This is a genomic window from Lelliottia sp. JS-SCA-14 (assembly GCF_035593345.1).
Lineage (GTDB): Bacteria > Pseudomonadota > Gammaproteobacteria > Enterobacterales > Enterobacteriaceae > Enterobacter > Enterobacter wanjuensis.
This window is the reverse complement of the sequence record NZ_CP141606.1, coordinates 2,046,965-2,071,156: the sequence shown is the minus strand read 5'-3', so window position 1 is coordinate 2,071,156 and position 24,192 is coordinate 2,046,965. Positions and strand designations below refer to the sequence as shown.

The window sequence follows — 24,192 nt, the reverse complement described above, 5'->3', positions numbered from 1 at the left end:
GTGGACACAGTCCTAAGCGAGATTCTGGTTTTCAAATTGTTCAGGGCTGAGACCGCCGCACGCACTGTGGCGACGCCAGCGATTGTAATCACACTCGATATAATTAAACACCGTCGTCCGCATTATTTCCCGGCTGGCAAAACGTTCTCCGTGGATACATTCCACTTTCAATGAGTGAAAGAAGTTTTCCACACAAGCATTGTCATAACAGCAACCTTTTGCGCTCATGCTCCCCTGTAGATTATGGCGTTTCAGTAATGTCTGATAATCCGCTGAACAGTACTGGCCGCCACGGTCGGTGTGAACGATGACATTTTGCGGCCGTTTACGCCGCCACAGCGCCATCTGAAGCGCATCGCAGGCCAGTTGCGCCGTCATACGTGGCGACATCGACCAGCCAATAACGGCGCGTGACCACAGGTCGATGGCTACTGCCAGATAGAGCCAGCCTTCGTCCGTGCGCAGATACGTGATGTCACCTGCCCACTTCCGGTTCGGACCGTCGGCACTGAAGTCCTGCTTCAGCAGATTCTCCGATACCTGCAGACCATGTGCACGATAGCTGACCGGGCTGAACTTCCGGGTGGCTTTCGCCCGCAGTCCCTGACGACGCAGGCTGGCAGCAATGGTTTTGATGTTGTACTCCGGTAGTTCGTCAGCGAGACGAGGCGCACCATAACGCTGTTTTGCCTCAGTGAATGCCTGACGGACAGCAGCATCACAGATGAGCCGGAACTGCTGGCGCGGACCGGGCTGATGGCGGCGCAGACGCCAGGCATACCAGCCGCTGCGGGCAACCCGAAGCACACGACACATGGCTTTAATGCTGAATTCAGCCTGATACTTTTCGATGAAGACATACTTCATTTCAGGCGCTTCGCGAAGTATGTCGCGGCCTTTTGGAGAATGGCCAGCTCCTCGTCACGTTCAGCCAGCTGGCGTTTAAGGCGGGCATTTTCTGCGGCAAGTTCGCTCTCGCGTTCGGTGGAAGTCAGCTGCTGTTTCTGTTTGCTACGCCAGGCATACAGTTGAGATTCATACAGGCTGAGCTCACGGGCTGCGGCGGCAACGCCAATACGTTCCGCGAGTTTCAGGGCTTCCTGGCGGAATTCAGGTGTGTGTTGCTTACGGGGCTTTTTGCTGGTTGATACTGGTTTTGTCATGAGTCACCTCTGGTTGAGAGTTTACTCACTTAGTCGTGTGTCCACTAATACTGGGTAAGATCATTATTCTCAACCTCCACCCGCGAACTGTGGGGCTGCACCGAGGAATTAAGCGTCGCCCGGACAACCGCAATAAGATGGTGCAGTGGCTAGAGACGTTTCCGGGGACGCTGAACGATACCGCCGATGTGCCAGTGTATAAGCGCGGGGACGGGCGCTGTAAGTAGCGACGGATCGTGACAGATAAAAAGATCCCGGTGACTTGGCCGGGATCATAATTTAGTTAGATGATTCTATTTGGTCTAACACATTGCCGATTTTCCCTAATAGCTCTGCAACAGTCTCTTTAGAAGAACCTATTCGGGTATCAAATTCCTGAACATCGATGCCATTACAGATTTCGTTAAGAGCCGAATTTAATATCAACAATTCAGATTCATTTAATGCCACGAGAGCACTACGCCCTTCCAGATTCACTAATTCCATAAAATCACCTTAAATTATCATAGTAAGCTCTGCCATTAGTGGGCCTGAACGCAGTCCCACCATCTGCCGATTTAGGATTGCGGATGACAACAGTGCCTGATGGTTCATCCCAATATGCTGTACGACCGCCACTGAAGTTTTTACTTGAGGTTGGATTTTTTACTACTTTTTCTATATGAGCAGCAAACTGCTCTTTAGTTGAGATCCCTAACTCTTTGAACTCGCTTTGCTCGATAACATGTTTATCGAATGCGTGCCCATTGGCTATTTCCTCACCGACCAACTCGGAATTTAGATCTCTTGCACTAGTAGAACTATGAGGATCATTATTCCTCGCATTTTCCTCATCTTCCGGCCCCAGCCTCCCGGAGTTCCTGAACCCGTACCACCCAGCTCAGCTTTATCGGCATCAGACATATCCTTGCCAATATTCGCCTGGTTTTGTTTCTCATCGTCCTCTGACGTACATGCACGACCGAAGGAGCATTGGGTGGCTACGCCTAAAGATCCGCCTATTTCCTTCAGCTTCTTGTCCTAGGCCGAAGCCATTGTCTGGTTCGCGTCGTTGACTGCATCTCCAGGATTCGTTCCAGCAACACACCGTGAATTCTATCGCCGGGCCGTCCATTACGCGCTGTTTTTACTTGGTGAGTGGCTGGCTCTGGCGGGGTTTACTGACGGAATGCCCGTTAAGATCCGGGTGATGCCAGACTGCATCGTTATCACCGCCCAGAACATCCGCGAACTCTGGGCTGCGCCGAGGGATTAAGCGTCGCCTCCGTCAACCGCAAGAAAATGGTGCAGTGGCTGGAGACGTTTCTGGGAGCGCTGAATGACACTGCCGATGTGCCGGTGTATAAGCGCAGGGACGGGCGCTGTATGTAACGGCAAATCAGGACAGATAAAAAGATCCCGACGAATTGGCCGGGATCTTGATTTATTGTCCGAAATTTTTCCAGGCAACGGCATGTTTATTCGATTCCCTACCAAGATACCTCTCGATAGCTCTCCATAGCTCATCATTTCCATCTGATGCAGTTACTAGAGACTCAACTAAACCAGTTGCTACGGCGGTGGCTAACTCATCTTCATCAGATCGCATGCCATCTTCTATATGCTGGAATAGTACAGTTTTCTCATTCTCGCTAAGTACATCTAACTGTTTTATAAGTGCCTTACCTACAGTTGATAACAGTAAAATTAGCGGCACTTGTTCAGGGGCCCAATATTCGACACACCGATTTACTGCATTTTTTATATGCTCTGATCGCTGAGTAAAAACGCCTATATAATCATTTAGTAACCTTGTCATTACTTTCCTTTCACAGCATTTTGCATATCTTTCCTCCATCAAATTCCGACAACTTGCCGAATGACCGAGGAAATAATCCTAACCTCTTAAGGAGGGGCCGAATCTAGTTATTTAGATGATTAAAAAAATCTTCTATATCAATAAAGTACATCCATTCGCTATCATTATCCGAAAGGGATATTTCATAATTATGTTTTGACTTCCCAATATAGATCTCAGGAAAATTAGTGCCACGACTTGCAAATCGGAGACAATGATTAGAACGATATTCAAACATTGCATCAACAACGACATCATGTGTCTTATCCATATTTTCATAAAAATGTCGTATTTTTCTAGCTAATGACCCACTACCTTTTCTGTTGATTGGTATATCCATCGACTTAATTTCATGTTCATTTTCTATGAGCCAGCTGATTAGTTCAGACAGATCTATTTCCCCTTGAAAAATAGCCTCCCTTCCCCTATTACTTATAACTGAAATATCAATCAGCTGAAAATCATCTAGTAACGAACCTTCGATTAAAGATATACGTAGCTTATTCATTACTATTTTCCTTTAATCATTTTATTGTACTCAGTTTATTCTGCTCACCTTTCGGTGTTGAGGTTGTGTTCCCGCCACTAGCAGTAGTACTTTCCGTGTTGCCACTGCCGCTCAGGCTGATGCCCTAGTGCTGGGTTTTGAGATCGGCTTCGTTGTGCAGGTTGCTAAAGCCCGGCGTCCCGGTATCGAGGCTGCCTTTATCCGCCATTGACCTACGCCCCGTCAAGAATCGATTTCAGGAAATTGAAACCCTATATCGGCCCCCAGTAGCGGAGAAAGGGAGTTTGAGGGGCAACCAGTCTCCAGGTATCACATGACTTCAAACAGATGAACCACTTCTCTTCAAAACCCCAGCCGGCATATTTTTCCTGAACGGGGACCTGGATTACCCTTCCATTTTTACCTTGATCATCAATCCATATTTCAAAGCGTTCATATTCATATGGAGATGAAAATGCGTCGATGACTTCCCAACCACACTCATTCATTTTTTTATCCAAGAAAATTCAATTTTACCATCTTTCGGGAAGAGAACTTGAATTCCCCTACCAACTAATCCTCTGGAGGTGGTGAAATGCTTTCATAATATTTAGGCCCTGCAGGCACCTCAATTTTTATTACTTTTGTCGCTGTATTTCCCCATTGAGGGTTAAGAGCGCTATCAATAATTGATTGGACAGAATCTGATGGTTTTTTCGTCGTACAATAACCACCGATTTTCTGAGCGACTCCATCATAAACACCATAAACAGTATTAGGCTCGAGATTGTTAGTTGAATGGGGTAAAGAATCTCGACTACGCCATAAGGGTTGGGATTCTTCTATTTATTTGATTCTCTTGTAAAAAATAAATAACACTTTTCAGTGTCAGCATTCCATTCTGATATTTTCATACCATCTTTATCATAACTAATTAGGGCATCAATAAATTCATTTATTTTCAGATCGTTATGATATTTTCCAGATAATATTAAAGAGCAACTACAACAAATCCCAATCTAAATGTGCAGCCGATACAAGAATATTGGATGCGTACATTTGGCTTATTCTGCAGACAAGAAAATCCCGGCGCGATGGCCGGGATTGATCATTTTATTTGCTTACTTATATGTTTCAGCCATTCTTCAGACGAAGGCCATTCGTTAGGGTAGTAATAGCCACAATCAATTTCGTTAAGCAGCAAGTCCTGTAATTCATTATCTGATAGAGAAAGATCCAGCAAATAATCTATTTCAACTTTCAACTGCAACTGCTCTTCAACAGTTTCAGTAGTTTTGTAAGCAGTCAATGTTTCATCTGCATTCCCAAAGAGCACCTCAAAATCTTGGTTAAAATAACATCTTAAGAAATATGTTAGATATGGGTATTTTTCGCGAATATTCATTGTGTTGGGCATCCTGTAATAATTTTATAGCCGCCAGGCATTGAAGCATCTCTTCAAATGATGATTCTGGCATATGTTGCAAGTACAGCACTTGTTGAGCCGCGAGTAACGCTAATGCCGATAGCAGCAGAGGATTGACAATCAAGCTTAGAAATGATTTTACCATTTACTGACACAGAGGTAGACGGTACACCAGATTCAGCACCAGAGATCCCAACACCAGTTGACGATGGATAAAATCCATATACCTTCGCGCCCTTTGTCATTACGGTAAGTGGGGGATCGCAGGTCAAATTATTTTCAGTAACATGATATTGTTGGACTAACGGAAGACAGAACATCAATCACATCATCATCTGTCACTATTAAATAATGAGTTATGTTATCTCCGTCATGGGTATTAGCACTTTGTTCGTTAAACCATGCTAAATAGTGAGATCCTTCCACTTTGTAGATTCCTGTAACCATCTGACCATTCAAGTCATCTTGCATTTTTAACAGATCACCTTCGTCAGTAACGCGGAAAGAATGCACCCAATCAAATACAACACGGATTTCGTTCATTTCATCAGCACTGCCAGAAGCTAAAAACAGCTCCAGGATTCCAGATAAATACCTAAAATCAACTAATTGATTTATCTGGGAATGATTTATGCCGTAGGAAATATGTACCAATGTCTCAGTCATATACCATCACTCATTATATTCAAATTTGCTCCTGTTATTGCCCGACGGGATTTCTAATGTTGATCTTCCGTCAGTGCTGAGTTAGCGAACAATAACAGCTCGACTATCAGGAATTTTCCCGCCTGACCACCTGGAATCTCTTTAATATCTCGAAATGCTAATGAATCAAACACTTTGTTAGCAGCATTATTCCCGACTGTTCTTTCAAAAGCTTTGATTTGTCACTTTGTTTCTTGACCCTTTGATGATGAAGACATTAAATCATCAACAGTTGACTTTGCTCGCCTCGTGCCTTTTCCTCATCCTCCGGTGCCCAGTCACCTGCGTGTACCTGAGCTCGCACTGCCGTAAGAGGTGATCTGCTCTCTCATGCCCATTCGACACCTGAAAAACCACTGGTGATGCTAATATTGGTCAAGTGGCAAAAAAACAACCACAACAAAAAGGCTGGAGTTGTTTCTTAGTCACTTTAAATAAATCTTAACTATAGATATATAAATCAATATCTATTTCGGCGCCAACTTCATTTATAAAATCTATTTTTTTTGCATTAAAATGCATGCCTTGTTTTTCACCATTCTCTATCTTAATCACTAACGTAAAAGTGAAACTAACTTCATATTTATTCTTTATACATTTTAATTGACTCTCTTTACCCTCAAGCAGATTTATTATTTTATCTAACTGTATATTAACATCATTTGATTCTTCATCAAACGTAGACAATTTCCAACTAGTCTCAACACTTGGCCTTTTTTTTCCATTCGGAATGTTCCCTTTCAGCCTTACTTCTGTGGGCGTCAGGGACATTTCTTGCGTAACATAATCAGTATCAAAGCAGTCACCATAAATAGAAAAATATGCCATTACTGTTGTTTTATTCATAATTAAACCCTACTTAATGTACTCACCTGTTGGTATACCATCCCCCTTTCTACCTTTCTTAAAGATCCAAAGTTGTCCAGAGTCTCTATCTACATAGATATCATAATTAGAATTTTTACCATTGCCTAAAAAATCATCTTTCAAAGCATGAGCATCTACACCATTATTTTTCAAAAAATTATCATCTGCCATTTTGATATTAGATGGTTTGTCTGCCTCATTATCATGCCCATCACTTGTCATATGATTTGGCAGTTCGAGAGCACCTTCTGTTATTACCCGTATTACTAGGCAATTGATCTACAGTTTGATCCCCACCTGTATGACCTGGTCCCGTATCATGTAATCGGAGCTTAACCACTGCTTCTTGTTGGTGAAGCACGGATAGGTCTCCACCAGGTACAGGCTGTTGCTTTCGGGGGTGAGTTATGAACAAGCTGTAGTCCGGAATGCGGGTTTTGGGCCCAAACTCGCCGGAAGCCAAATTACGGGTTAGCGTTTGAGCTAATATTTTTATAATAAAACGTTACATGAAGTTGTATTATTTCCTGATGCGTTCTCGCTACTTTTAACATTGCCTACTTATCAGGTGCTATGTTTTTATTCAGCGATGTATAATGGGAACAGAAAAATAGCTGAAAGCCCGTAACAGTTAAGTAACGTACAAGATAATTTAATTTATTAAAGAGCGCGGCGTAGAAGTACTACCAACACTTCTACGCCGCTAACCACAAGCAACTTACAGGAGTTGAAAATGGCTGCCACAAATATTAAGCCAGAAGTCGCTATTGCCAAAACAGATTCTGAAACTTTGACTAATATTTCCAAAAATCGCGAAGCGGTACGCAAAACTGGCGTCCACTCGGTGGAAGAGAAAGCAAGAGGAAAGAAATCACGCCGGAAAAGGGCGGGATTTACACTTTATTTGGATTTGAGTAAAAATTCCTTTCGAGCTTCCAGGAGACTCAACGTGTTCGCTCCGCCTGGAAAGTCCGGATCTGACGACTGAACTGGATCGTCTTCCCAATCGCAAACAGGGCAAATCTCATAATTCCCAATCTCACCTATCGTCTTATTGCCGCAGCGCGGGCAAGGATAAAATTTGCTTTTTGTCATTGCTTGTTCCAATACTCCATTCCCTTCCAGGCCTGAACATTGTCCTCGGGACACTATTAACGTCTTTGGACGCAAAAGTGTTTGTTTGCGGATTTTAATACAACGTCTCACCATTTGGGCGCGTTTTGGTCAACATACCTTCCGGTGGATTTGTCACGAAGTCATGCCAGCGTTTGTTTGGATAAGCCTGACGGTTAAAGCAAGATCCCGGCTCAGTGGCCGGGATTTGAGTTACTTACTTATTCTGAAGCGTTTTTTTTGCTTCAATCAAAATATTAATCAGGTCATCAAGAGGCATTTTTGCGATAAATCCATGCTCTTTGTCTGTTCCAAACAGCTCAACTTCAAGGTTATCCACCCCTTGTTCTTGATTGATCTCAATCACTCTTTCTCGATCTAACTGAACTTCAAGAGTTAATTCCTCATATTCCATTGGGCTGGAAAAAAAAAGTTCTAATTTTTTCTGAGTCATTTTTTCACCGGTGGATCTAGTAAGGTATTGAATGAACCATCAGGATTAAATCTAACCCCTTACCCATTAGACGCACGATATTCAATCCCACCTCGAGATAGTTCATTTCGTACCGTGCTAGGGTCATTTAGAAGATCCCGTATAAAATTTTCCGCGGCTGCATTTTTCTGGGCTTGGTTACTCTTCAGAAGCTCGACTGTTCCTCCAGGCCTACCAGGATGCTTTTCCCATGCCCTGGCCGCATCAGACATTCCTTGATTATTGATCGGTTTGTTCGCCGATGCGATCCGATCATCAATCTCCGAGTTAGTAAAATTACTTCCCTTTTGTGAGGGATTATTACCCTCATTATTTCGACCATTCTCTTCATCTTCCGGTCCCCAGCCTCCTGGCGTTCCGGAACCCACACCACCTAACTCAGCTTTCTGGTCATTGTCCAGGTCTTTACCCAAATTCGGGTTGGATGAAGTCTCCGGTACATACTTATCCTGCAACAGTCCAAGATACTTACGGGTGATCTCATCGTTACCAGTCAGTTTGTCGCCGAGTGTATTCTCAACCTCCACCCGCGCTGGATATCGCTGCCGGTGCCGTACTTCTGCATTTCCTCTTTTTAGGCCTGCTAGTTACGCAGAGCCGCAAGATAATCCAGCCGCTCTTTGTCGTATTAGCTGGCAGCACGGCCTTCGGCTCGCTCTGGACTTTCTTCAGTGCGTTCAGAACCCCATGCGTCCGCGCTATGCCCGCCACATGGCTGCTAATTTCGCTAATCATTCTCACCTCTTTCAGACCCTAGCGACAGCTTTAACTATCTCAGTATTTATTTTAAAAAAGAGTCTGCATACTCTCTTACATTGCTCATGATTTTATTGAGATCACTCTTTAATATAGTGATATCTTGCAAAAATGGTTTCTTAATATATTCCCATGAATTTATCTCTTCACATTCATCTTTCACTAAATGTTGTATTATCCCACCAATAATTCTCAATGAGGTATCGTTCGAAACGGCAAAAAAACATCCACCACAACTACTAATATTCGAAGACGTAATGCAATAATCGAATATTTGCTCAGGATACTCATCTTGTTCAGAAGGTTCAGGGTAAGTCAGTTCAAACATCCGCTTAAAAGCAATTTCTGTAGATAAATAAAAAAGCTCATCATTTCGAGGTTGTGACATTAAAGCACAATCGCTATCAGTGATCTCATAGAGATCACTGGATAATGTTGATGTCCTGATATCATCCGGATACAGATTTCCATTTATAACTAAATGGAAAAGGCCATTCTTATATGACTCACTCCACTGAGGGACAAGCTCTGTCCAAATAGCAAAATGATACGGGTTACCAAATATCATCATTATCTCCACTTTCCAGGCAATCCAAACTCTTTTTTAACATTATTTGGAATATCGTTTTTTTTCAATGGAACTGTTTTATCTCCTGTACTTCCTGACCAGTGCCATGTTCCATCATTTGTATTTGTAAATTGATGAACATTTCCTTCACTATCAATTGAATACCTTTTTTTGCCACTAGCTACTGACGTGCTAAATAGATCGATAGAGTTTACAGGTTCTGTCCCAGCATTGAAGCTATAACCTTGCTGTCCTGGGGTATGTTTCGGGTTGGACTGATAGTTCAGACCATTCGCTGCCGAAGTGATTGTAGGAGTAGGTAACGAACTACCTTTTCCTCCTTTCCCAATACCTGCTGCTATTCCCGCCGCACTGGTTCCTGCTACCTGCGCCAGTGAGTTTATAGCAAGCAGCTCATTGGTACGGCTGGAGTAATCGGCTTGTAACTAGCTAACTTCATTAGCTTTGTTAACGCAGTCCTTAGCGCCTTTACATTCAACTACGCTTTCATGCTGCTCAGCATTGATTTTTTTGTACTTATCAATGACATCTTTTTCGCAGGCGACTTCGCACTGACATTGAGACATTTCCTGAGCACGGGATTTGTTACCCGCCACACTCAGCGCATTATTCTCCACCTCCACCAGCGCCGCATTCGCCCCACTCGACGCTGAGAATGTATCCCCGCCTGCTGTGGCACCCACTGCGGCCGCAAGATCGGAGTGACGCCTGATTGCATCGTCATCACCCGCGACCTGTGGGGCTGTGCTGAGGACTTAAGCGTCGCCCCGTTCAATCGCAAGAAAATGATGCAGTGGCTGGATACGTCCCTGGGAGCGCTGAACGATACCGCCGATGTGCCGGTGTATAAGCGTGGGAACGGGCGCTGTATGTAATGGCTGATAAAACGATCCCGGCGTTTTGGCAGGGATCTCTGACAGTTAATGACAGCTTGAATCTGTCCGACCTTCCATCTTCAGGATTTCAATAAAACAATTGTATGTTTCTGGATCACCCTCAACCAAATCATCCAATATTCTCTCTGCTATGAGGGGCTTAAAAAAGATACCATCCTCAAAAAAAATAAAATCGCCTGATATTGTAGGGTCAATAACTTCTACTTTATCTGCGCTAAACACAGACAAACCATATTCCTTAATTAGACCATAAAAATAGGTTTTACCTTTTATCCAATAAATAGCATAGACATCTATTATCGCACCATCATTTTCTTTTATTTTCATTTGGTTACATCCTTAATAGAATTAATTACCTTAACTGGATCGCTAACATTTCTCTGATGCGTGGTAATTTTCATATCATAAGCTTAACAGTATATGAATTATATTGATAATGCACTGTTATTGTTGAGCCATCAGATAGTTTTTGTTTGCTTCCATCTTCTGGAATTCCGCAGATGTTGGGAAGCGTGGATCGCTATTCATTCCTTTGAGTGGCTCCCCAACCGCCGCCGGATTAGCCCGAACCTGGTTCCATACGATTTTCTCATTTAAATCCCGCGGGAACGGATTCTGTATCCCTTTCGCCGTTGTAATAGTTTCAGCACTTCTGATTAACTGTTGTTGTTCTTTTGTCAGCCGAGATATAGGGCTGTTTGCAGTTGGCTTATCAACTGTTAGACCAAAATAACACCTGCCAGTATTGCCTTATTCAGATTGTTCTTGTGTAATTCCGTATTATTTGCCACAGGTTCCAGTTCAGAAATTGAGTAGGCAACCAGCTGTTGACACTGTGTATTGCAGTCTAGCGAAGCACCTAAGATCTTTAATTTCTCAAGTTCAGCTTTCTGTTCGTTAACCGGGATACCTGTCGCCAGCGCCTTCGTATGCTGCACAACGTCCAGCTTTTTCAGTTAGGCCAGAAGCTGCTCTTTTTCAGCATCAGTCTTTGCAGCCGCATATTTTTCGGTGAAAGCGGTGATATCTGTATTGCTCAGATAGTTATTCTCTACTTCCACCCGCGCCGCATTTGCCCCACTCGACGCTGAGAATGTATCTCCGCCCACGCTACCGCCTGCCGTCGCAAGGTTGCTGATAAACGTGCGCTGGTTGGCATCCAGGTCTTTAACGTCTTTTGATGATGACGGAGTCCCCGGCGTGCAGGGTGTGCCCTGTTGCTGTCGGCTGGACTGGTCCTGCTCCTGAGAGGATGTGCCCCCCGTGGCGGTCACACTCACCTTAAAGGCGGACGGGTCCATGTTGCCCTGCATGGTCTGAGTGGCCGCATCCAGCCCGGCCTGGGTGGCATAGATCCCGGTCAGTCGCGGGTCGCGATCATCCTGCGCCGAGCGCGCAGTCCGTTCAATGTTCTGCGCCGCACTGGCTGCCCAGCCGGAGACCTGCCCCTGCAGCCCATACTGCGTTGAAGAGGATTCACTGTGGCTTTTCAGGCTGTCTTCACTGACGTCGAACAGCACGTTGTTGCCGCTGACGACCAGTGATTTCCCGGCGCTGATACCGGCTCCGTGAACGGAGACATCATTCCCGGCCTGCAGGGAGACATTGCCTTTCTGGCTGGTGATGTCGCTGCGCAGGGTGCTTTGCTGATTACTCTCGGTATTTGAACTGTATTCATCCTTACGCCACCCGACCATGCCGCTGTAACCATCCCCGCCCAGATTACTGACCAGTGGCTGGAGACGTTTCCGGGAACGCTGAAAGACACCGGTGATATGCCGGTGTATAAGCGCGGAGACGGACGTTGTATGTCACGGCGGATCATGGCAGATAAACATATTCCCGGCCAAGTCACCGGGATATTTATTAGATAATATTCCTTTTTGCTTGATCTATAATCTTTTGAAAATCATCAAAATCAAATACCCACCCCCCTCCACTAGGACAGCTGAATATCTCTATACGAAAACCCTCTTCTGGCTCATTTGATATTTCTGCTATCGTGTTGTGCGGTGAGGGTGCTGCCGCTGTTGGTCACCGTGCCGCCCGCAAGCACGACATTATTGCCGGAGATCACGCTGCCCTGATTAACGACGACGTCTTTTGGCGAAAGATAAACTTTCGGGATCATCACCGTCTGGCCGTTTACCGTTGCGGCTTCCCACCACAGGATGCTGCTGTCGAGCGCGGCAATCTGCGCGCTGGTCAGCGCAATACCAAACTGGAGCCCCAGAGCCTTTTGCGCAGTGGCGGCGTTATCCATCAGATATTGCATCTGTGCCAGGTCCGATCCGATGCCGTTGATGTAGCGGCTGCCGGTCTGGTTGAGCACGTAATTTGACACATAGCGGGTATCGAACGCCGCATCACCCAGGAAGCGGTAGTCGTATTCCGGGTGCAGATTCAGCCGCTCCAGGAAGTAAGACGAGCCGAGGAAAGAGTTCTGATCGGTATAGGTGCTGCCGGTTTCCTGTGGCGCTTTACCGGGCTGTATTCCCATCATTGCGTACAGATCGCCAAACAGGCTTTGGTCGAGCTTGCCAAGACCGTCGAGTTTTGGGTTAACGGTAATGAGGTATGGGCTGGTGGAATCGGTGGATACCACAAAGTAGCCATTTTTACCGGTCGGAATCGGATAAGCGCTGGTATCGACGCTGTTGCCGGAGTGTGGGTTGAGGTGATCTAAGCTGGCATCCTGAAGTGTTCCTCCAGTCGCCGTCGTATCTTCTAATTCCGTATTACCGCTGAGACTGGCATTGCCCTGCCCCTGGCCGCCATAGTTGGCAAGGCCAAGACTCCCGCCGGAAGCGTCGAGACCGCTGCCACCGCTAATTTGCTGCAGGGCTTTCTGCAGCTGGTCGTTCCACTGCGGGGAGTTGATTTCTACCGAACCGGCGCCCGCCAGATTTTGCTTCTGCGTGGCGTCGCCAATGGTCTGGTTGCTCAGGGTGTTGAGCGTTGGGGCGTGGATAGTCGGGCTGTTACCGCCAATATGCGCCGTGGTGGAGGTGTTGCTGATGTCGTTGGTGAAATTGGCTAATACGTTGCCGCCCGCCTGGATGACGGAACGTAATATTTCGCCGTCCGCTTCCTCCGAGCGATGGCCGCTTAATTCGAATGCAAGTGTTGAGTCCGCATCCGGCACACTGACGCCATCGCTATCTTTGGCTGGCATTTTATCCACAGTGTAAGTGGCATAACCAAGATAACTTGGCGACCAGGCGTAAATATCATAGTCAGTAAATGTGCCAGCCTGTGCGCTCTGGTTATTAAGTGTTGTGCCTGAAAGGAGGATGTCGTCGTTTGCCAGAATGTTACTGGCATGGTTATCCAGTGTACTGGCATTAATACTCAGACTGGCACCTGAAGCTATGCGCGATGCCTGTCCGTCGCTGGTGACCTGGATTACGATCTGACGAGCGATAAATTCAACCGGAGCGGAATTTTTCCATGGCGCATAGTACCAGGATTCCGTTGTATCGTAGCTCCCGCCACCGCGTCCCGGCGATCCACCGTTCCATATGGATGATATCCTGCTGTAAACACCATAACTGTTGTCCGGTAACAATGTTACCGGTACATCAATGGTTGCATTTCCCAGGCCATTAATGCCGTCAGGATTCTCAGTTATGCTCAAGGTCTTCGCCGAGAATCCATCCCGTTCATTCAACAAATGCCCGGTCTTAATGGAAATATCCCCGCGCAGCGTCTCAATATTCCCCGACGTATTCACCACCTCACTATTGGCATTCCCTGCCATATCGCGCTGCATCCACAGGCTATTGCCCGCCAGAATATCGCCGCGATTATTTTTGATGCTTTTTGCCAGCAGATACATATTGTTTCCGGCATACAGCAGCGCGGTATTCACAATATTTCCGGCGGCGTTCAGCGTCAGCGTTCCGTTAGTGCCAGTAAAGCCGTTTACCGTAATATTGCTTCGGCTGGTCAGCGCGACGTCTCCGCCCGCCTGCAAAGAGCCCGCTGCATTCAGCACAATATTGCTGCCTGAAAGCGTGCTCGCCCCATTACCGGTGGTCAGTTGCCCGTTGTTAGTCAGGACGCCCCCCGCATTCAGGTTGACGGCCTGGCCCTGCATGACTTTCTGGTTGGTAATGGCGCCATTACTGGTGATATCCAGCGAGTTTCCCGCCGCCAGCACATTTTTGCTGGTAAAGGCGTTGGTCAATTTCAGGGTCAAATTCCCCAGCGCCACGACCTGACCCAGTTGATCAAATCCGACGCTGGTTATTGGCAAGCGTACCCGCAATATTTGCCTGCACGCTGTCGTTGCCCAGCAATGAGCCGCTGTTTTGCCAGCTATTGGCCTGCGCGCTTATTTGTGCGCCCTGCACGGTGCCAGCCGTGTTCAGATCGCTGGCGTTCAGAGTCAGTATGCCGTTGCTCAGCACCCGGCCTGACTGAGAGAGACTCAAGGAACCGGCGGTCGCATCCAGTCGGCTCGTTCCCTGCCACAGACCGCTATTGCTGAGTGACCCTGCGTTGAGGGACAGGCTATCCGCGATGATTTTTCCACTGTTGCTCAGGCGATCCGCGTTCAGCACGCTATTTTTCAGGCTATAAATTTGCCCGACATTAATCAGTTCGCCCTTCACCTGGCCATAAACACCGTCTGCACCATTGATGGTGCCCGTGTTGGTGAGCGAAGCCAGATCAAAATGGATTGCTTTGCCCTGCCATACGCCCGCGTTTTGGCTCTCGGTACTGTGTAAAGCCAGTTCACCGCCGCTCAAAAGCTGGCCGCTGGCCTGGTTATCCAGCGTCTGAGTTTCCAGTTGAAAAGCAGAATTGCCCTGCACCACACCGCTATTGGTGAACAGGGTGTTGGTAAACTCAAGCGAATTGGCTGCCAGAACGCCCCGGTTGAACAGACTTTCCGTGTGGAAACGGGCCGTATCACGGGCCAGCAGTTGCCCCTGCGCCTCGTTCGTCAGCACCCCGCTGAGTGTGAACAGCAGGTTGTTGGCAGCGATAATACCCTCGTTAGTGAAGTTCTTACCTGTCAGCGTAAAGTCGTCGTTAACCTGAAGCAGGCCAGCATTATCGAAGCTACCAGGCACCAGATTGAGCGCCCCACCGCTGATGATTTTCCCGGTGCTGAGGTTGCTGATATTACGCGCATCCAGCACGAGGGCGTTGTTGCCCTGGAGCAGCCCGGCATTGTTGAGCGAAGCAGAGACCAGCCTGAGGTCTTCCGCCGCCAGGCTGCCAGAGTTAAGGATATCAGCCGCACTCAGGTCGAGTTGATGCAGGCTTTGCAGGCTTCCGCTGTTATTCGCAGAAGCGGTGATACGCGCGGTCAGCGCATCCATCGCCTGGGTCGAACCCTGGTTTATCCAGTCCTGAGCATTGAGCGCTACCCTGTTCCCCTGGATTACCCCCCGGTTTACCAACGTCTGGCCGTCGAGCGTCAGCGCGCCCCCGGTAAGCAACTGCCCCGAATCCTGGTTTTGCAGGCTGGCGGCATCAATGAACAGACTTTCATCGCCCTGAATCAGCCCGCTATTGACTAAATCACCGTAGAACGTCACGGCGGTCGCCGCCAGCCAGCCGCTGTTATCCAGCTCGTCCGCGATAAGATAGAGCCCTTGCTGGCCTATAATTTTGCCCTGATTAATCAGAGTGTGGCTGACGGCTAACGTCGCGTTTTCTTCGCTCAGCGCGTTACCGGTGTTGACCCACTCCCCGGTGGCGAGGTTCAGCGTTTTGCCTTGCAGCAGCCCGGCATTTGTTAGTGTGTCGGCGTTGAGTGTCAGATCTTGGGCGCTGAGCAGCACACCGCGGCTCAGGTTGTTGAACGTCGCGCTCTCCAGGTTCAGTGGCCCGACGGTGAGCAGTTTCCCGTTATTGATAATGGAATTGGCCGTCAGCGAAAGCGCGTCGTCCCCCTGTATATCTCCGCTATTGGTTACGTCATGACTGTTAATTCGCACGCTGCGCGCAGCAATCTGCCCGCTGTTCTCCAGCAAATCACTGGTGAAGGTCATCAGCCCATCAGCAAACAGTTTCCCGTTGTTCTGATTGGCAATTTGAGCAGTGCTGGCGACCAGACGAGCGGCATTTATTTCACCGCTGTTGAGCAGTGAATCGCCTGAGAGAAGCAGCTCACCATCGACAGTGACCAGCCCGGCGTTTTTGAACGTAGGCAGGTCCAGGGTCAGGTCATGCTCGCTGTAGATCGTGCCGCTTTCACTGTTTTCCAGCTCACGGGCGTTGAGGTTAAGCGCCTGATTGCCTTCGAGCAGCCCGCTGTTCACAAGGCGGGAGGTATTGAGAGTCAGGGACGGCGAAACCAGCGTTCCCGAGTTCGTGATGTCGTGAGCGTCAAACAGGATCGATGCCGCGTTACTTTTACCGCTATGCGTGAGCGAGTCAGACGAAACCTTCAATGCGCCTTTAGCTGCCTGGGTGCCGTTCAACGCGACTTGCTTGCCTGTAATCGCCAGCTGGCCTTGGGTCTGTAACTGGGCCCCGGACTTCGTTGTAAGCTTATTAGCCTCAATGCTCAGGTTGCCTGAGGCATCAATGTTACCCTCCAGCGCTGCGTCATCGGCCTTGATCGCCAGCGTTCCGCTGCTGGTCGTCAGCGAGTGTGACCCTGTCGATAATGTACTGCTCTCCAGTGCCAGGCTTTTTTTCCCGGAGATAATACCGTTCTGTATCAACTCCCCGGATTTGATCGCCACATCGCGCTCACCGAGCAGGCTGCCCTGGTTTTTTAATGACCCTTTGGTCATCACATTGGCGTCGCCTTTCGCCGAAAGGATTCCGCCGTTGAGTAAATCTCCAATACTGACATTCAGGTCCCGTCCGGCGATGAACTGACCTTGAGAATTTGCCGCTCCACTGATGGCCGCATGGATATCCTGCCCCGCATCGCCACGGCTGGTGGCATCCACCGAGAGATCTTTTCCGGTCAGATTGAGATTTTTCGCCGTTGTGATGCGGCTGTTTGTAACAATCAGTTTTCCGTTACCGGACAGTGAGATATCGCCATCACTGGCCAGCTGAACGTCATGAATGGCGAGGCTGTTCTGGCTGGTGACCGACACTGCGCCGCTGGCTTTATGCTCGCCGCTCAGCGTCACGCTTTCCCCTTTGGCCATCAGGCTGCCACCCGCCAGGCTGTTTTTGACCGTCAGTTTGCCCTGGGTATCAAGGGTAATATCACCCTGCTTCGCATTGAGATTTCCGAGGTTTACCCCAACTCCTTTTTCACTGGACACCAGGTGAATACGGTTGGCGTACATTCCGCCAAGTGCCCCTGTATCAACCGCAATCACAGGAGCCTGACCTTCTCCTTGCAGTGGTGTTGCACTGCCGTTCGCCGCAACACGATTAGCACCCACCACCACTTTCAGATCTTTTGCATGAATTCCGGCGTTGATCTCCGTGGCACGCGTGATAACAGAGAGCGCATCCGTCTGGCTGGCATCCAGCCCCTGGCCTTCAATCGTGATCGTGCCTTTGGTGACACTCAGCTGTTGCAGGTTGCCGTTGACATCAAAAGACGGTTTGCCGGTGGTCAGCGTGACATTCGGCGTGTTGATAAATCCGCAGCCGTTACAGGTGATGCCGTACGGGTTGGCCACGATGACATTCGCGGCTTTGCCTGCGACTTCCGTATACCCCTGCAGTTGTGAACGATTAGCGCCGGTGACTTCGTTGATAATTCCGCGCGCTTCTTTCCCTGCTTTCAGGTTCGGGTTGTTCTGGATGAGCCCGCCAAGTTGGGTCGGATTGAGCTGCCCGGTGGCGTTATTGAGGATGATGCCCTCTTTCCCGACGTGGTAATCAATGAACGTGTTATGGGAAACCCCCGCACCATTGGGTGTCGCAATATTCACGACAGGAACACCATTTCCGGCTTTATCCATTTGCGTGGCGTTACTGGCGGGCACACTTGCCGCAATAGCAGGGAAAACAGGCTGCCCGGCAATCAGGGCGCAAATCAGATAACTCAGCAGACGCTGGGAAAATGGAACGAGCTTTGTGTGATTATCCATAATCGTGTTCCCTTAAAGTGCAAATGTGATGCGGTAATAAACGCTGAAGCGATCGGGTGCCAGCCAGCCCGGGTATTTCACCGGCAGACCAGCTGTAAACTGGCTGGAGTAATAACGATGCGCAGTGGAAAACCCAACAGCAGCGCCCCATAACGTGCCGGAGGCCCACGGATCCTTTTTATCTTTCTGCAGCCAGCCGCCGTCGATCGCCGCCACGCTGCTGACCTGTCCGATAAAGGGTAAAGTGAACAAGTTATAGCTGAGCTCGTTGCGCCAGTAGCCGCCGTTATCACCTGAGAGATACTGCTCTTTGTAGCCTCGCACCGAGCTTTCTCCCCCGATCGTCAATCTTTCACTGCCGTAAAGTCTGTCTGGCGACCATTGCCCGTATACGCTACTCAGCCACCACACATCGTCAGTCACCGGAAACTGGAAGCTGGCGTTCGCGCTCCATTTTTTAAAACCAGCCTTCGGCAGATCGCCGTTTTTGCCTTGGTCACTTTCCGCGCCCAGCCACGACACGCCGTGACTGAACGTTGGGTTAAACGTCGCCACCCCACCGAGGATTTTTTGCGTGTGATTCAGACCAAACAACAGGCTGGTCAGCTTGCGGCTGCTGCTGTCGAGTTTTGCGTCATTCAGGAAGTTGTTGCTGATTTGATGGGATAAGCCGAGCGAAGCGCCGGTTTTTATATCCCCGTTGCGAAACAGCACGTGGGAAAAGTTCAGCCGGTGGGTCACACTGTCTCCGGTAGATGCCCAGTTAAAACCCTTGTTGTTGATGGTGCTGAGGTAATTGCTCCAGCTATAGCTGTAATCCAGCAGTGTGTAGCCATAGGGAATACTCAACCCTGCCTGGACGTTTTGCGCATCGTGAGAAGAAGAAAAATCGCTGCTACGACCGCCGCTGGCAAACCATTTATCGGCAATACCCAGCAGGTTATTGCCGGTTAGCGAGCCGCTGATTTGCCCGGTTCCGGTACTTTTCTGGCCGCTGTTGTCAAAACTGAGCGATGCATTCAGCGGAAATTCTGGCGTGGCCGTCAGGTTGACGATTGAATAACCGGGTTTATCGCTGGGTAAAATTTCAATTTGCACCGGATTGCTGCGTAACCGGTTAATCTGCTCCATCCCCTGTTCAATATCACGCAGGTTAAGGATTTCGCCTTTTAGTCCAGGGAAAGCCATAAGCAACTGCCGTACGGGTGCCCCCTCCAGGAGAATTTTCTCCAGACGCCCCTCTAAGACAGAGATGCGTAATTCTCCTCCAGACAAATCTTGTTCAGTGATAAAAGCGCGACTAGTAATATAGCCTTTCTGAATATACCAGTCGGATATCTCGCGAACTAATTTCGCGATTTTATCCATGTTCATGCACTGATTAGCATAACGCTGCGTGAATTCAGCCTGCTTTCTTTCAGATAGGAGCGTGGCATGATTAAGATATATTTTATGAATCGTAAAACAGGGGCCCGCCAGATTGACGGCATCAGGCTCAGCGCGCTGGACGGGGGAAAGAGTGCGTTGTAACTCGTCGCGCTGCTGCTGATTTTGTTTGAGTAATTCTTCCTGACTTTGTCTTATCAGATCCCGATCGGCAGGGTTAAGCGGGGCTGCGTTTAAAGACAGCGCAACGCTTGCCAGATTAAGCAGCGTGATATTTATAATAAGCCTGTAATTTACGAGCACACATATCTTCCATGAATGTGTATCAACCGCGAAATTTAACGTTTTGATACAGAATTTAAGATTAGTTCACATCGATGGCGAATAAATCACATTCATTAAAGACATTCAAGCCAAAGCATTTTTATTCTGAAGAGACTTCCGTTTATTTTATAGATTAGCCAGACTTATTTTATTAAGGAGTTCGGTTGGAGAATTCAGAGATTTTTATATGGGTAGCGACGTTAATTAAAATGCCCGGCCGCATTTCACCGCCGGGCATATTCTCACGACCTTACGACCTAACCTCACACCCACTCATCATCCGCCACTCCCCCGGCAGAACTCGCGTTTCCCCGGTCACGTTCACCGTCACTGCCCCGCGGATATCCGCCGACGATAAACCGACCTGCAGTTCAAACTCGCCCGGCTCGACCACTCTTTTGCCGTCGCGACGGGTAAAGTTGAACATATCCACCGGCAGGCGGAAGGTGAGCGTCGCGCTCTCATTTGGCGACAGGGTGACGCGCTGGAAGGCTTTAAGCTCCTGCAACGGGCGCACCATGGAGGCGACTTTATCGCGCACGTACACCTGCACCACTTCGCTGCCGCTGCGCTCGCCGCTGTTTTTGACTTTCACGCTCAGGGTCACTTCGCCATCCACCGGGACAGAGTTTTCCGCTAAGCGCAGCGATTCGCAGGAGAATTGCGTCCAGCCGAGGCCAAAACCGAAGGGATAGCGCGAACCAAAGTGGAAGGCGAACGGCGTACCGCCGCTTTTCAGCTTGTGGTTGTAGTAATACGGCATCGCGCCCGCGCTTTTCGGGACGCTCACCACCAGACGTCCCTCAGGTTCCGCGCGTCCGGTCAGCACGTCGGCGATTGCCCAACCGCCCTCCTGCCCTGGAGCCCAGGCCAGCAGCAGGGCCGCGACCTTATCTTCCAACCCCTGCAGGTTATAAGGACGTCCGCCGGTCATGACCACCACCACCGGTTTACCGGTTTCCACTAATGCTTCCAGCAGTTGCTGTTGCACGCCGGGCAGGTTCAGGCTGTCGGTGTCGGAGCCTTCGCCGACGGTGCCGCTCTGGAATAATCCAGCCAGATCGCCGACGCAGGCGACCACGATATCGCTCTCCTGCGCGGCGCTCACCGCCTGCGGGATCAGGCTGGTATCGAATGAGACCGGTGATTGCTGCATCGGTTTGCCGCCGCTGTCACCAGGGAAGACCGGCGCGCCCGCCATGCGGTGCTCAATGATGTGGCAGCCTTTGGCGTAGCGAACCTGAGCATCGCCGAGATAATTTTTCAGGGCGGCAAGCGGCGTCGTCACCTGCGAGGTCTCTTCCACCATGTCGCTGATGATCAGATGCACCGGGAAGCTGTAGCCGCTCAGCAGCGCCAGCGGATCGTCAGCGGTCGGCCCGACGACGGCCACGCGCGGTTTGCAGGATATCGGCAGCACGCCGTTGTTTTCCAGCAGCGTCAGGGAACGCGTCGCGACCTCGCGCGCCACCTGACGGGTTTGCGCATTCTGCAGATCGATAGTCTCTTCTGGCACATACGGACGCTCAAACAAGCCTAAGCGGAATTTTTCGCTGAGCACGCGGGAGACGATTTCATCGATCTTCTCCATCGAAATCAGTCCGCGTTCGACCGCCTCCGCCAGATGACGGGCGCAGTCATCTTTCGGCAGCTCCACGTCCAGCCCGGCGTTGAAGGCCAGCGCGGTGGACTCGGCGGCGTCGTGGGAAATGCCGTGATGCTGATGCAGCAGGCTGACGCCGCCGTAATCGGCCACCACAATCCCGTCGAAGCCCCACTGTTCGCGCAGAACGGTGGTCAGCAAAAAGCTATCACTGTGGCCAGGCTGATTGTCGATATCATGATAGGCCGGCATCACCGATCCGGCGTTGGCCAGTTTTACCGCCATCTCAAATGGCAGCAGGAAGGTGTCATTCAGTTCGCAGAAACCGAGATGCACCGGGGCATGGTTGCGCGCCCCTTCGCTAAACGAGTGGCCGACGTAATGTTTAAGGGTCGCCAGCAAATCGCGTTTTTCGCCCTGCAGTCCTTCGACATAGGCCGTCGCCATCACGCCCACCAGCCAGGGATCTTCGCCAAAGGTCTCTTCGGTGCGCCCCCAGCGCACATCGCGCGACACATCCAGCACCGGGGCCAGCCCCTGCTGACAGCCCACCGAACGCGCCTCATGACCAATCTGCTGCGCCGCGCGTTTCACCAGCTCCGGGTCCCAGGTCGAACCGTAGTTCAGGGACGACGGGAAGAGCGTCGCGTCTTTGCACAGCAGGCCCACCAGGCACTCCTCATGGAACAGCGCCGGGATACCGAGGCGAGTCTCCTCGATCATCATTCGCTGCAGACGGTTCGCGGCGCGTACGCCGGTGTGGGCATCGACGATATGCGTCCCTAACGGGCGGGTGATCTGCCCGACGCCGAGTTTAAGTCGTTCGCTTAACGCGGCCTGTTCACTCACGCCTGCGAACTCGTCACTGAGGTCGCTGCGTTCCCGATGGTTCCCGTTCTCATCCAGAATCAGCCAGTACGCGTGCATTTGCGCGAATTTCTCTTCCGGGGTCATACGCGCCAGTAAATCGGCGACACGATCCTGCACGGGATATCCCGCATCCTTGTAGATGGCAGTCATGTTTTACTCCTGTGTAGCGGAATGAAATGCCGGGCTGGTCTGCCCCGCTTCAGTACGAGCTTCGCGCTTGCTGGCGAGCTCTTGTGCGATGGAATCCACCAGGCGGCTGTTGAGTTTGTAAATCGAGAGCAGCACGACCATGGCGATAAACAGCACGCACGGAATGAGGGTGAACAGCGCGTTAATGGTGGTAAGCACCTGCGGGCTTTGCATCTCCTGCCCCGGGATGTAGTGCATCATCCCCAGCACCCAGCCGACCACCGCGCCGCCGAGGGCGAGGCCGAATTTGATGGCAAACAGCGCGGTGGAAAACACCAGCCCGTCCAGACGGCGACCGCTGCGGTGCTCTTCGTAGTCCACCACGTCGGAGAACATCGTCCATTGCAGCGGCGTGGTGAGGTTCTGAATAAAGCTAAAGACGATATTCAGGCCGAAGATCAGCCAGATTTGCGTCGGCGGCAGGAAGAAAATCAGCGCACCAAAAATAACAAACGAAATAATCGTCCACTGATAGGCCCGCACGCGGTCAAATTTCCCCAATAACCTTTCAGATAATAAGGCACCGCTTAAGGAGGCCACCATTCCGGAGACGATAAAGGCAAAAACGAGATCCGGACGTAACAACACATAATTGACGTAATACATGGTGGCGGAGCCGCGCGTCACGACCGCCGTCAGGAGTAAAATATTAAACACAAAAACAATGCGCCACTGGCTGTTACCGGCCAACAGTTTTAAATCCGTGAGCATCGAGCCGGAGGTGTCATTGCGCGGAGAATAACGCTCGCGGGTCATAAAGAAGCAGATAAAGAATAAGATGATGCCTAACAGGCCCATCAGACTCATGGCATAGAAATAGCCTTTCTGCACGTTGCCCTGACCTAAATGGGAGACCAGCGGCAGGGCGATGACCGTGACGATCAGGCCGCCAATGAACGACAAACCAAAGCGCCAGGACTGCAGGGAGTGGCGCTCGCGCGGATCCATCGTCAGGGCGCCCGGCATAGCGCAGTAAGGGACGTTAATCGCAGAATAGATTAGGCTCAGCAGTGTGTAAGTCACGCAGGCGTAGGCAATTTTTGCCGTCGGGCCGACATCCGGCACGTAAAAGGTGATCAGGCAGCTCACGCCAAAAGGAATGGCGAACCACAGCAACCAGGGTCGAAAACGCCCGTGCCGCGTCTGGGTGCGATCCACCAGCGCGCCAATGCACGGATCGACAAAAGCATCCACCACGCGCACCACCAGAAACATGGTGCCCATGATCGCCGCAGGCAAACCAAATACATCCGTATAGAAATAGGCCAGAAATAAGGTGGCGGTTTGCCAGACCAGGGCGCTTGCCATATCGCCGAGTCCGTAACCTATTTTATCTTTCGTACGTAATACAGAGGAGATCGTCATTTTTTAATTGCCTTTTATCAGGTTAAAACGTATTTCAACCAGTGCGCAAGATGTAGGGTAATGCGCAGTAAGGCTCAATTATTAGCAGCGCTTTGC

General features: G+C 49.7%; 21 protein-coding genes and 4 pseudogenes. 3 read left to right on the top strand and 22 right to left on the bottom strand.

The annotated features are described in order from the left end of the window. Positions 1–12: 12 nt before the first annotated feature. Together U9O48_RS09765 and U9O48_RS09760 are read right to left on the bottom strand one after the other, a co-directional pair. A protein-coding gene (locus tag U9O48_RS09765; protein ID WP_285144726.1) for an IS3 family transposase occupies positions 13–1,163 on the bottom strand; the annotation gives its coding sequence in 2 pieces (ribosomal slippage) (positions 13–905 and positions 905–1,163; 1,152 coding nt in all). Between the two features lie 279 nt (positions 1,164–1,442). Then, positions 1,443–1,649, bottom strand: a complete 207-nt coding sequence (locus tag U9O48_RS09760) for a hypothetical protein (protein WP_285144727.1) — start codon at positions 1,647–1,649, stop codon at positions 1,443–1,445. A gap of 565 nt (positions 1,650–2,214) precedes the next feature. Between U9O48_RS09760 and U9O48_RS23350 the strand changes: the two genes are divergently transcribed. Then, on the top strand, positions 2,215–2,418 hold the full coding sequence (locus U9O48_RS23350; RefSeq protein WP_390888433.1) for a SymE family type I addiction module toxin: 204 nt from the start codon (positions 2,215–2,217) through the stop codon (positions 2,416–2,418). 168 nt (positions 2,419–2,586) lie between these two features. Here U9O48_RS23350 and U9O48_RS09750 read toward each other — a convergent pair whose 3' ends face one another. From U9O48_RS09750 to U9O48_RS09725, 6 genes are all read right to left on the bottom strand, one after another. Continuing rightward, on the bottom strand, positions 2,587–2,961 hold the full coding sequence (locus U9O48_RS09750; RefSeq protein ID WP_285144729.1) for a hypothetical protein: 375 nt from the start codon (positions 2,959–2,961) through the stop codon (positions 2,587–2,589). A gap of 103 nt (positions 2,962–3,064) precedes the next feature. Beyond that, complete coding sequence (locus U9O48_RS09745; RefSeq protein ID WP_285144730.1) at positions 3,065–3,508, bottom strand: hypothetical protein; 444 nt, start codon at positions 3,506–3,508, stop codon at positions 3,065–3,067. A gap of 1,087 nt (positions 3,509–4,595) precedes the next feature. Then, positions 4,596–4,892: a contact-dependent growth inhibition system immunity protein gene (locus tag U9O48_RS09740; protein WP_285144731.1), complete on the bottom strand. Its 297-nt coding sequence runs from the start codon at positions 4,890–4,892 to the stop codon at positions 4,596–4,598. Positions 4,893–5,192: 300 nt separating this feature from the next. Continuing rightward, positions 5,193–5,579 (bottom strand): hypothetical protein, encoded by a 387-nt coding sequence (locus tag U9O48_RS09735; RefSeq protein ID WP_285144732.1) that lies wholly within the window; start codon positions 5,577–5,579, stop codon positions 5,193–5,195. A 480-nt stretch (positions 5,580–6,059) separates the two neighbouring features. Further along, a complete protein-coding gene (locus U9O48_RS09730) occupies positions 6,060–6,464 on the bottom strand; it encodes a DUF4279 domain-containing protein (protein ID WP_285144733.1) in 405 nt (134 codons plus the stop codon). 9 nt (positions 6,465–6,473) lie between these two features. Then, positions 6,474–6,707 (bottom strand): polymorphic toxin type 33 domain-containing protein, encoded by a 234-nt coding sequence (locus tag U9O48_RS09725; RefSeq protein WP_285144734.1) that lies wholly within the window; start codon positions 6,705–6,707, stop codon positions 6,474–6,476. Positions 6,708–7,218: 511 nt separating this feature from the next. Between U9O48_RS09725 and U9O48_RS09720 the strand changes: the two genes are divergently transcribed. Continuing rightward, positions 7,219–7,473 carry a hypothetical protein gene (locus U9O48_RS09720; protein WP_285144824.1) on the top strand — a complete coding sequence of 85 codons (255 nt, stop codon included), beginning with the start codon at positions 7,219–7,221 and terminating at the stop codon, positions 7,471–7,473. On the opposite strand, the gene U9O48_RS09715 is transcribed toward U9O48_RS09720, so the two are convergent. From U9O48_RS09715 to U9O48_RS09690, 6 genes and pseudogenes are all read right to left on the bottom strand, one after another. Further along, entirely contained in the window at positions 7,386–7,580 is a 195-nt protein-coding gene (locus tag U9O48_RS09715) for a CPCC family cysteine-rich protein (protein WP_285144735.1), read from the bottom strand. The two genes, U9O48_RS09720 and U9O48_RS09715, sit on opposite strands and share 88 nt — an antisense overlap. Then, a pseudogene (locus U9O48_RS09710) lies at positions 7,577–7,746 on the bottom strand (hemagglutinin); the annotation flags it as partial. The gene U9O48_RS09715 and the pseudogene U9O48_RS09710, both read right to left, overlap by 4 nt. Positions 7,747–7,815: 69 nt before the next feature. Then, positions 7,816–8,052: a hypothetical protein gene (locus tag U9O48_RS09705; protein ID WP_154929036.1), complete on the bottom strand. Its 237-nt coding sequence runs from the start codon at positions 8,050–8,052 to the stop codon at positions 7,816–7,818. 170 nt (positions 8,053–8,222) lie between these two features. Further along, positions 8,223–8,459: pseudogene (locus U9O48_RS09700) on the bottom strand (hypothetical protein); the annotation flags it as partial. Positions 8,460–8,872: 413 nt separating this feature from the next. Then, on the bottom strand, positions 8,873–9,418 hold the full coding sequence (locus U9O48_RS09695) for an immunity 42 family protein (protein ID WP_285144736.1): 546 nt from the start codon (positions 9,416–9,418) through the stop codon (positions 8,873–8,875). A 443-nt stretch (positions 9,419–9,861) separates the two neighbouring features. Continuing rightward, complete coding sequence (locus U9O48_RS09690; RefSeq protein ID WP_285150187.1) at positions 9,862–10,119, bottom strand: VENN motif pre-toxin domain-containing protein; 258 nt, start codon at positions 10,117–10,119, stop codon at positions 9,862–9,864. A gap of 18 nt (positions 10,120–10,137) precedes the next feature. Here U9O48_RS09690 and U9O48_RS09685 point away from each other — a divergent pair, with 18 nt between their 5' ends. Then, a complete protein-coding gene (locus U9O48_RS09685; protein WP_285144825.1) occupies positions 10,138–10,311 on the top strand; it encodes a hypothetical protein in 174 nt (57 codons plus the stop codon). A gap of 45 nt (positions 10,312–10,356) precedes the next feature. On the opposite strand, the gene U9O48_RS09680 is transcribed toward U9O48_RS09685, so the two are convergent. The 8 genes and pseudogenes from U9O48_RS09680 to U9O48_RS09650 form a co-directional block, all read right to left on the bottom strand. After that, entirely contained in the window at positions 10,357–10,659 is a 303-nt protein-coding gene (locus tag U9O48_RS09680; RefSeq protein ID WP_285144737.1) for a hypothetical protein, read from the bottom strand. A 629-nt stretch (positions 10,660–11,288) separates the two neighbouring features. Further along, positions 11,289–12,029, bottom strand: coding sequence for a VENN motif pre-toxin domain-containing protein (locus U9O48_RS09675; protein WP_285150186.1), 741 nt, complete (start codon positions 12,027–12,029; stop codon positions 11,289–11,291). Positions 12,030–12,331: 302 nt separating this feature from the next. Then, a pseudogene (locus U9O48_RS09670) lies at positions 12,332–14,386 on the bottom strand (Contact-dependent inhibition of growth factor CdiA); the annotation flags it as partial. Positions 14,387–14,564: 178 nt separating this feature from the next. Then, positions 14,565–16,340, bottom strand: coding sequence for a hypothetical protein (locus tag U9O48_RS23345; protein WP_416382216.1), 1,776 nt, complete (start codon positions 16,338–16,340; stop codon positions 14,565–14,567). 594 nt (positions 16,341–16,934) lie between these two features. Then, positions 16,935–18,359 (bottom strand): annotated as a pseudogene (locus U9O48_RS23340) (filamentous hemagglutinin N-terminal domain-containing protein); the annotation flags it as partial. 12 nt (positions 18,360–18,371) lie between these two features. Next, complete coding sequence (locus U9O48_RS09660) at positions 18,372–20,018, bottom strand: ShlB/FhaC/HecB family hemolysin secretion/activation protein (protein WP_416382215.1); 1,647 nt, start codon at positions 20,016–20,018, stop codon at positions 18,372–18,374. Positions 20,019–20,319: 301 nt separating this feature from the next. After that, positions 20,320–22,692, bottom strand: a complete 2,373-nt coding sequence (locus U9O48_RS09655; protein WP_324724195.1) for a glycoside hydrolase family 3 N-terminal domain-containing protein — start codon at positions 22,690–22,692, stop codon at positions 20,320–20,322. A gap of 3 nt (positions 22,693–22,695) precedes the next feature. Continuing rightward, on the bottom strand, positions 22,696–24,096 hold the full coding sequence (locus U9O48_RS09650; protein ID WP_324724194.1) for an MFS transporter: 1,401 nt from the start codon (positions 24,094–24,096) through the stop codon (positions 22,696–22,698). Positions 24,097–24,192 lie beyond the last annotated feature (96 nt).

Coding starts and splice junctions, on each gene's coding strand:
- U9O48_RS09760 (WP_285144727.1), bottom strand. CDS start 1,649: ATGGAATTAGTGAATCTGGAAGGGCGTAGTGCTCTCGTGGCATTAAAT.
- U9O48_RS09750 (WP_285144729.1), bottom strand. CDS start 2,961: ATGACAAGGTTACTAAATGATTATATAGGCGTTTTTACTCAGCGATCA.
- U9O48_RS09745 (WP_285144730.1), bottom strand. CDS start 3,508: ATGAATAAGCTACGTATATCTTTAATCGAAGGTTCGTTACTAGATGAT.
- U9O48_RS09740 (WP_285144731.1), bottom strand. CDS start 4,892: ATGAATATTCGCGAAAAATACCCATATCTAACATATTTCTTAAGATGT.
- U9O48_RS09735 (WP_285144732.1), bottom strand. CDS start 5,579: ATGACTGAGACATTGGTACATATTTCCTACGGCATAAATCATTCCCAG.
- U9O48_RS09730 (WP_285144733.1), bottom strand. CDS start 6,464: ATGAATAAAACAACAGTAATGGCATATTTTTCTATTTATGGTGACTGC.
- U9O48_RS09725 (WP_285144734.1), bottom strand. CDS start 6,707: ATGACAAGTGATGGGCATGATAATGAGGCAGACAAACCATCTAATATC.
- U9O48_RS09720 (WP_285144824.1), top strand. CDS start 7,219: ATGGCTGCCACAAATATTAAGCCAGAAGTCGCTATTGCCAAAACAGAT.
- U9O48_RS09715 (WP_285144735.1), bottom strand. CDS start 7,580: ATGACAAAAAGCAAATTTTATCCTTGCCCGCGCTGCGGCAATAAGACG.
- U9O48_RS09705 (WP_154929036.1), bottom strand. CDS start 8,052: ATGACTCAGAAAAAATTAGAACTTTTTTTTTCCAGCCCAATGGAATAT.
- U9O48_RS09695 (WP_285144736.1), bottom strand. CDS start 9,418: ATGATGATATTTGGTAACCCGTATCATTTTGCTATTTGGACAGAGCTT.
- U9O48_RS09680 (WP_285144737.1), bottom strand. CDS start 10,659: ATGAAAATAAAAGAAAATGATGGTGCGATAATAGATGTCTATGCTATT.
- U9O48_RS09675 (WP_285150186.1), bottom strand. CDS start 12,029: ATGGTCGGGTGGCGTAAGGATGAATACAGTTCAAATACCGAGAGTAAT.
- U9O48_RS23345 (WP_416382216.1), bottom strand. CDS start 16,340: ATGACCTTCACCAGTGATTTGCTGGAGAACAGCGGGCAGATTGCTGCG.
- U9O48_RS09655 (WP_324724195.1), bottom strand. CDS start 22,692: ATGACTGCCATCTACAAGGATGCGGGATATCCCGTGCAGGATCGTGTC.
- U9O48_RS09650 (WP_324724194.1), bottom strand. CDS start 24,096: ATGACGATCTCCTCTGTATTACGTACGAAAGATAAAATAGGTTACGGA.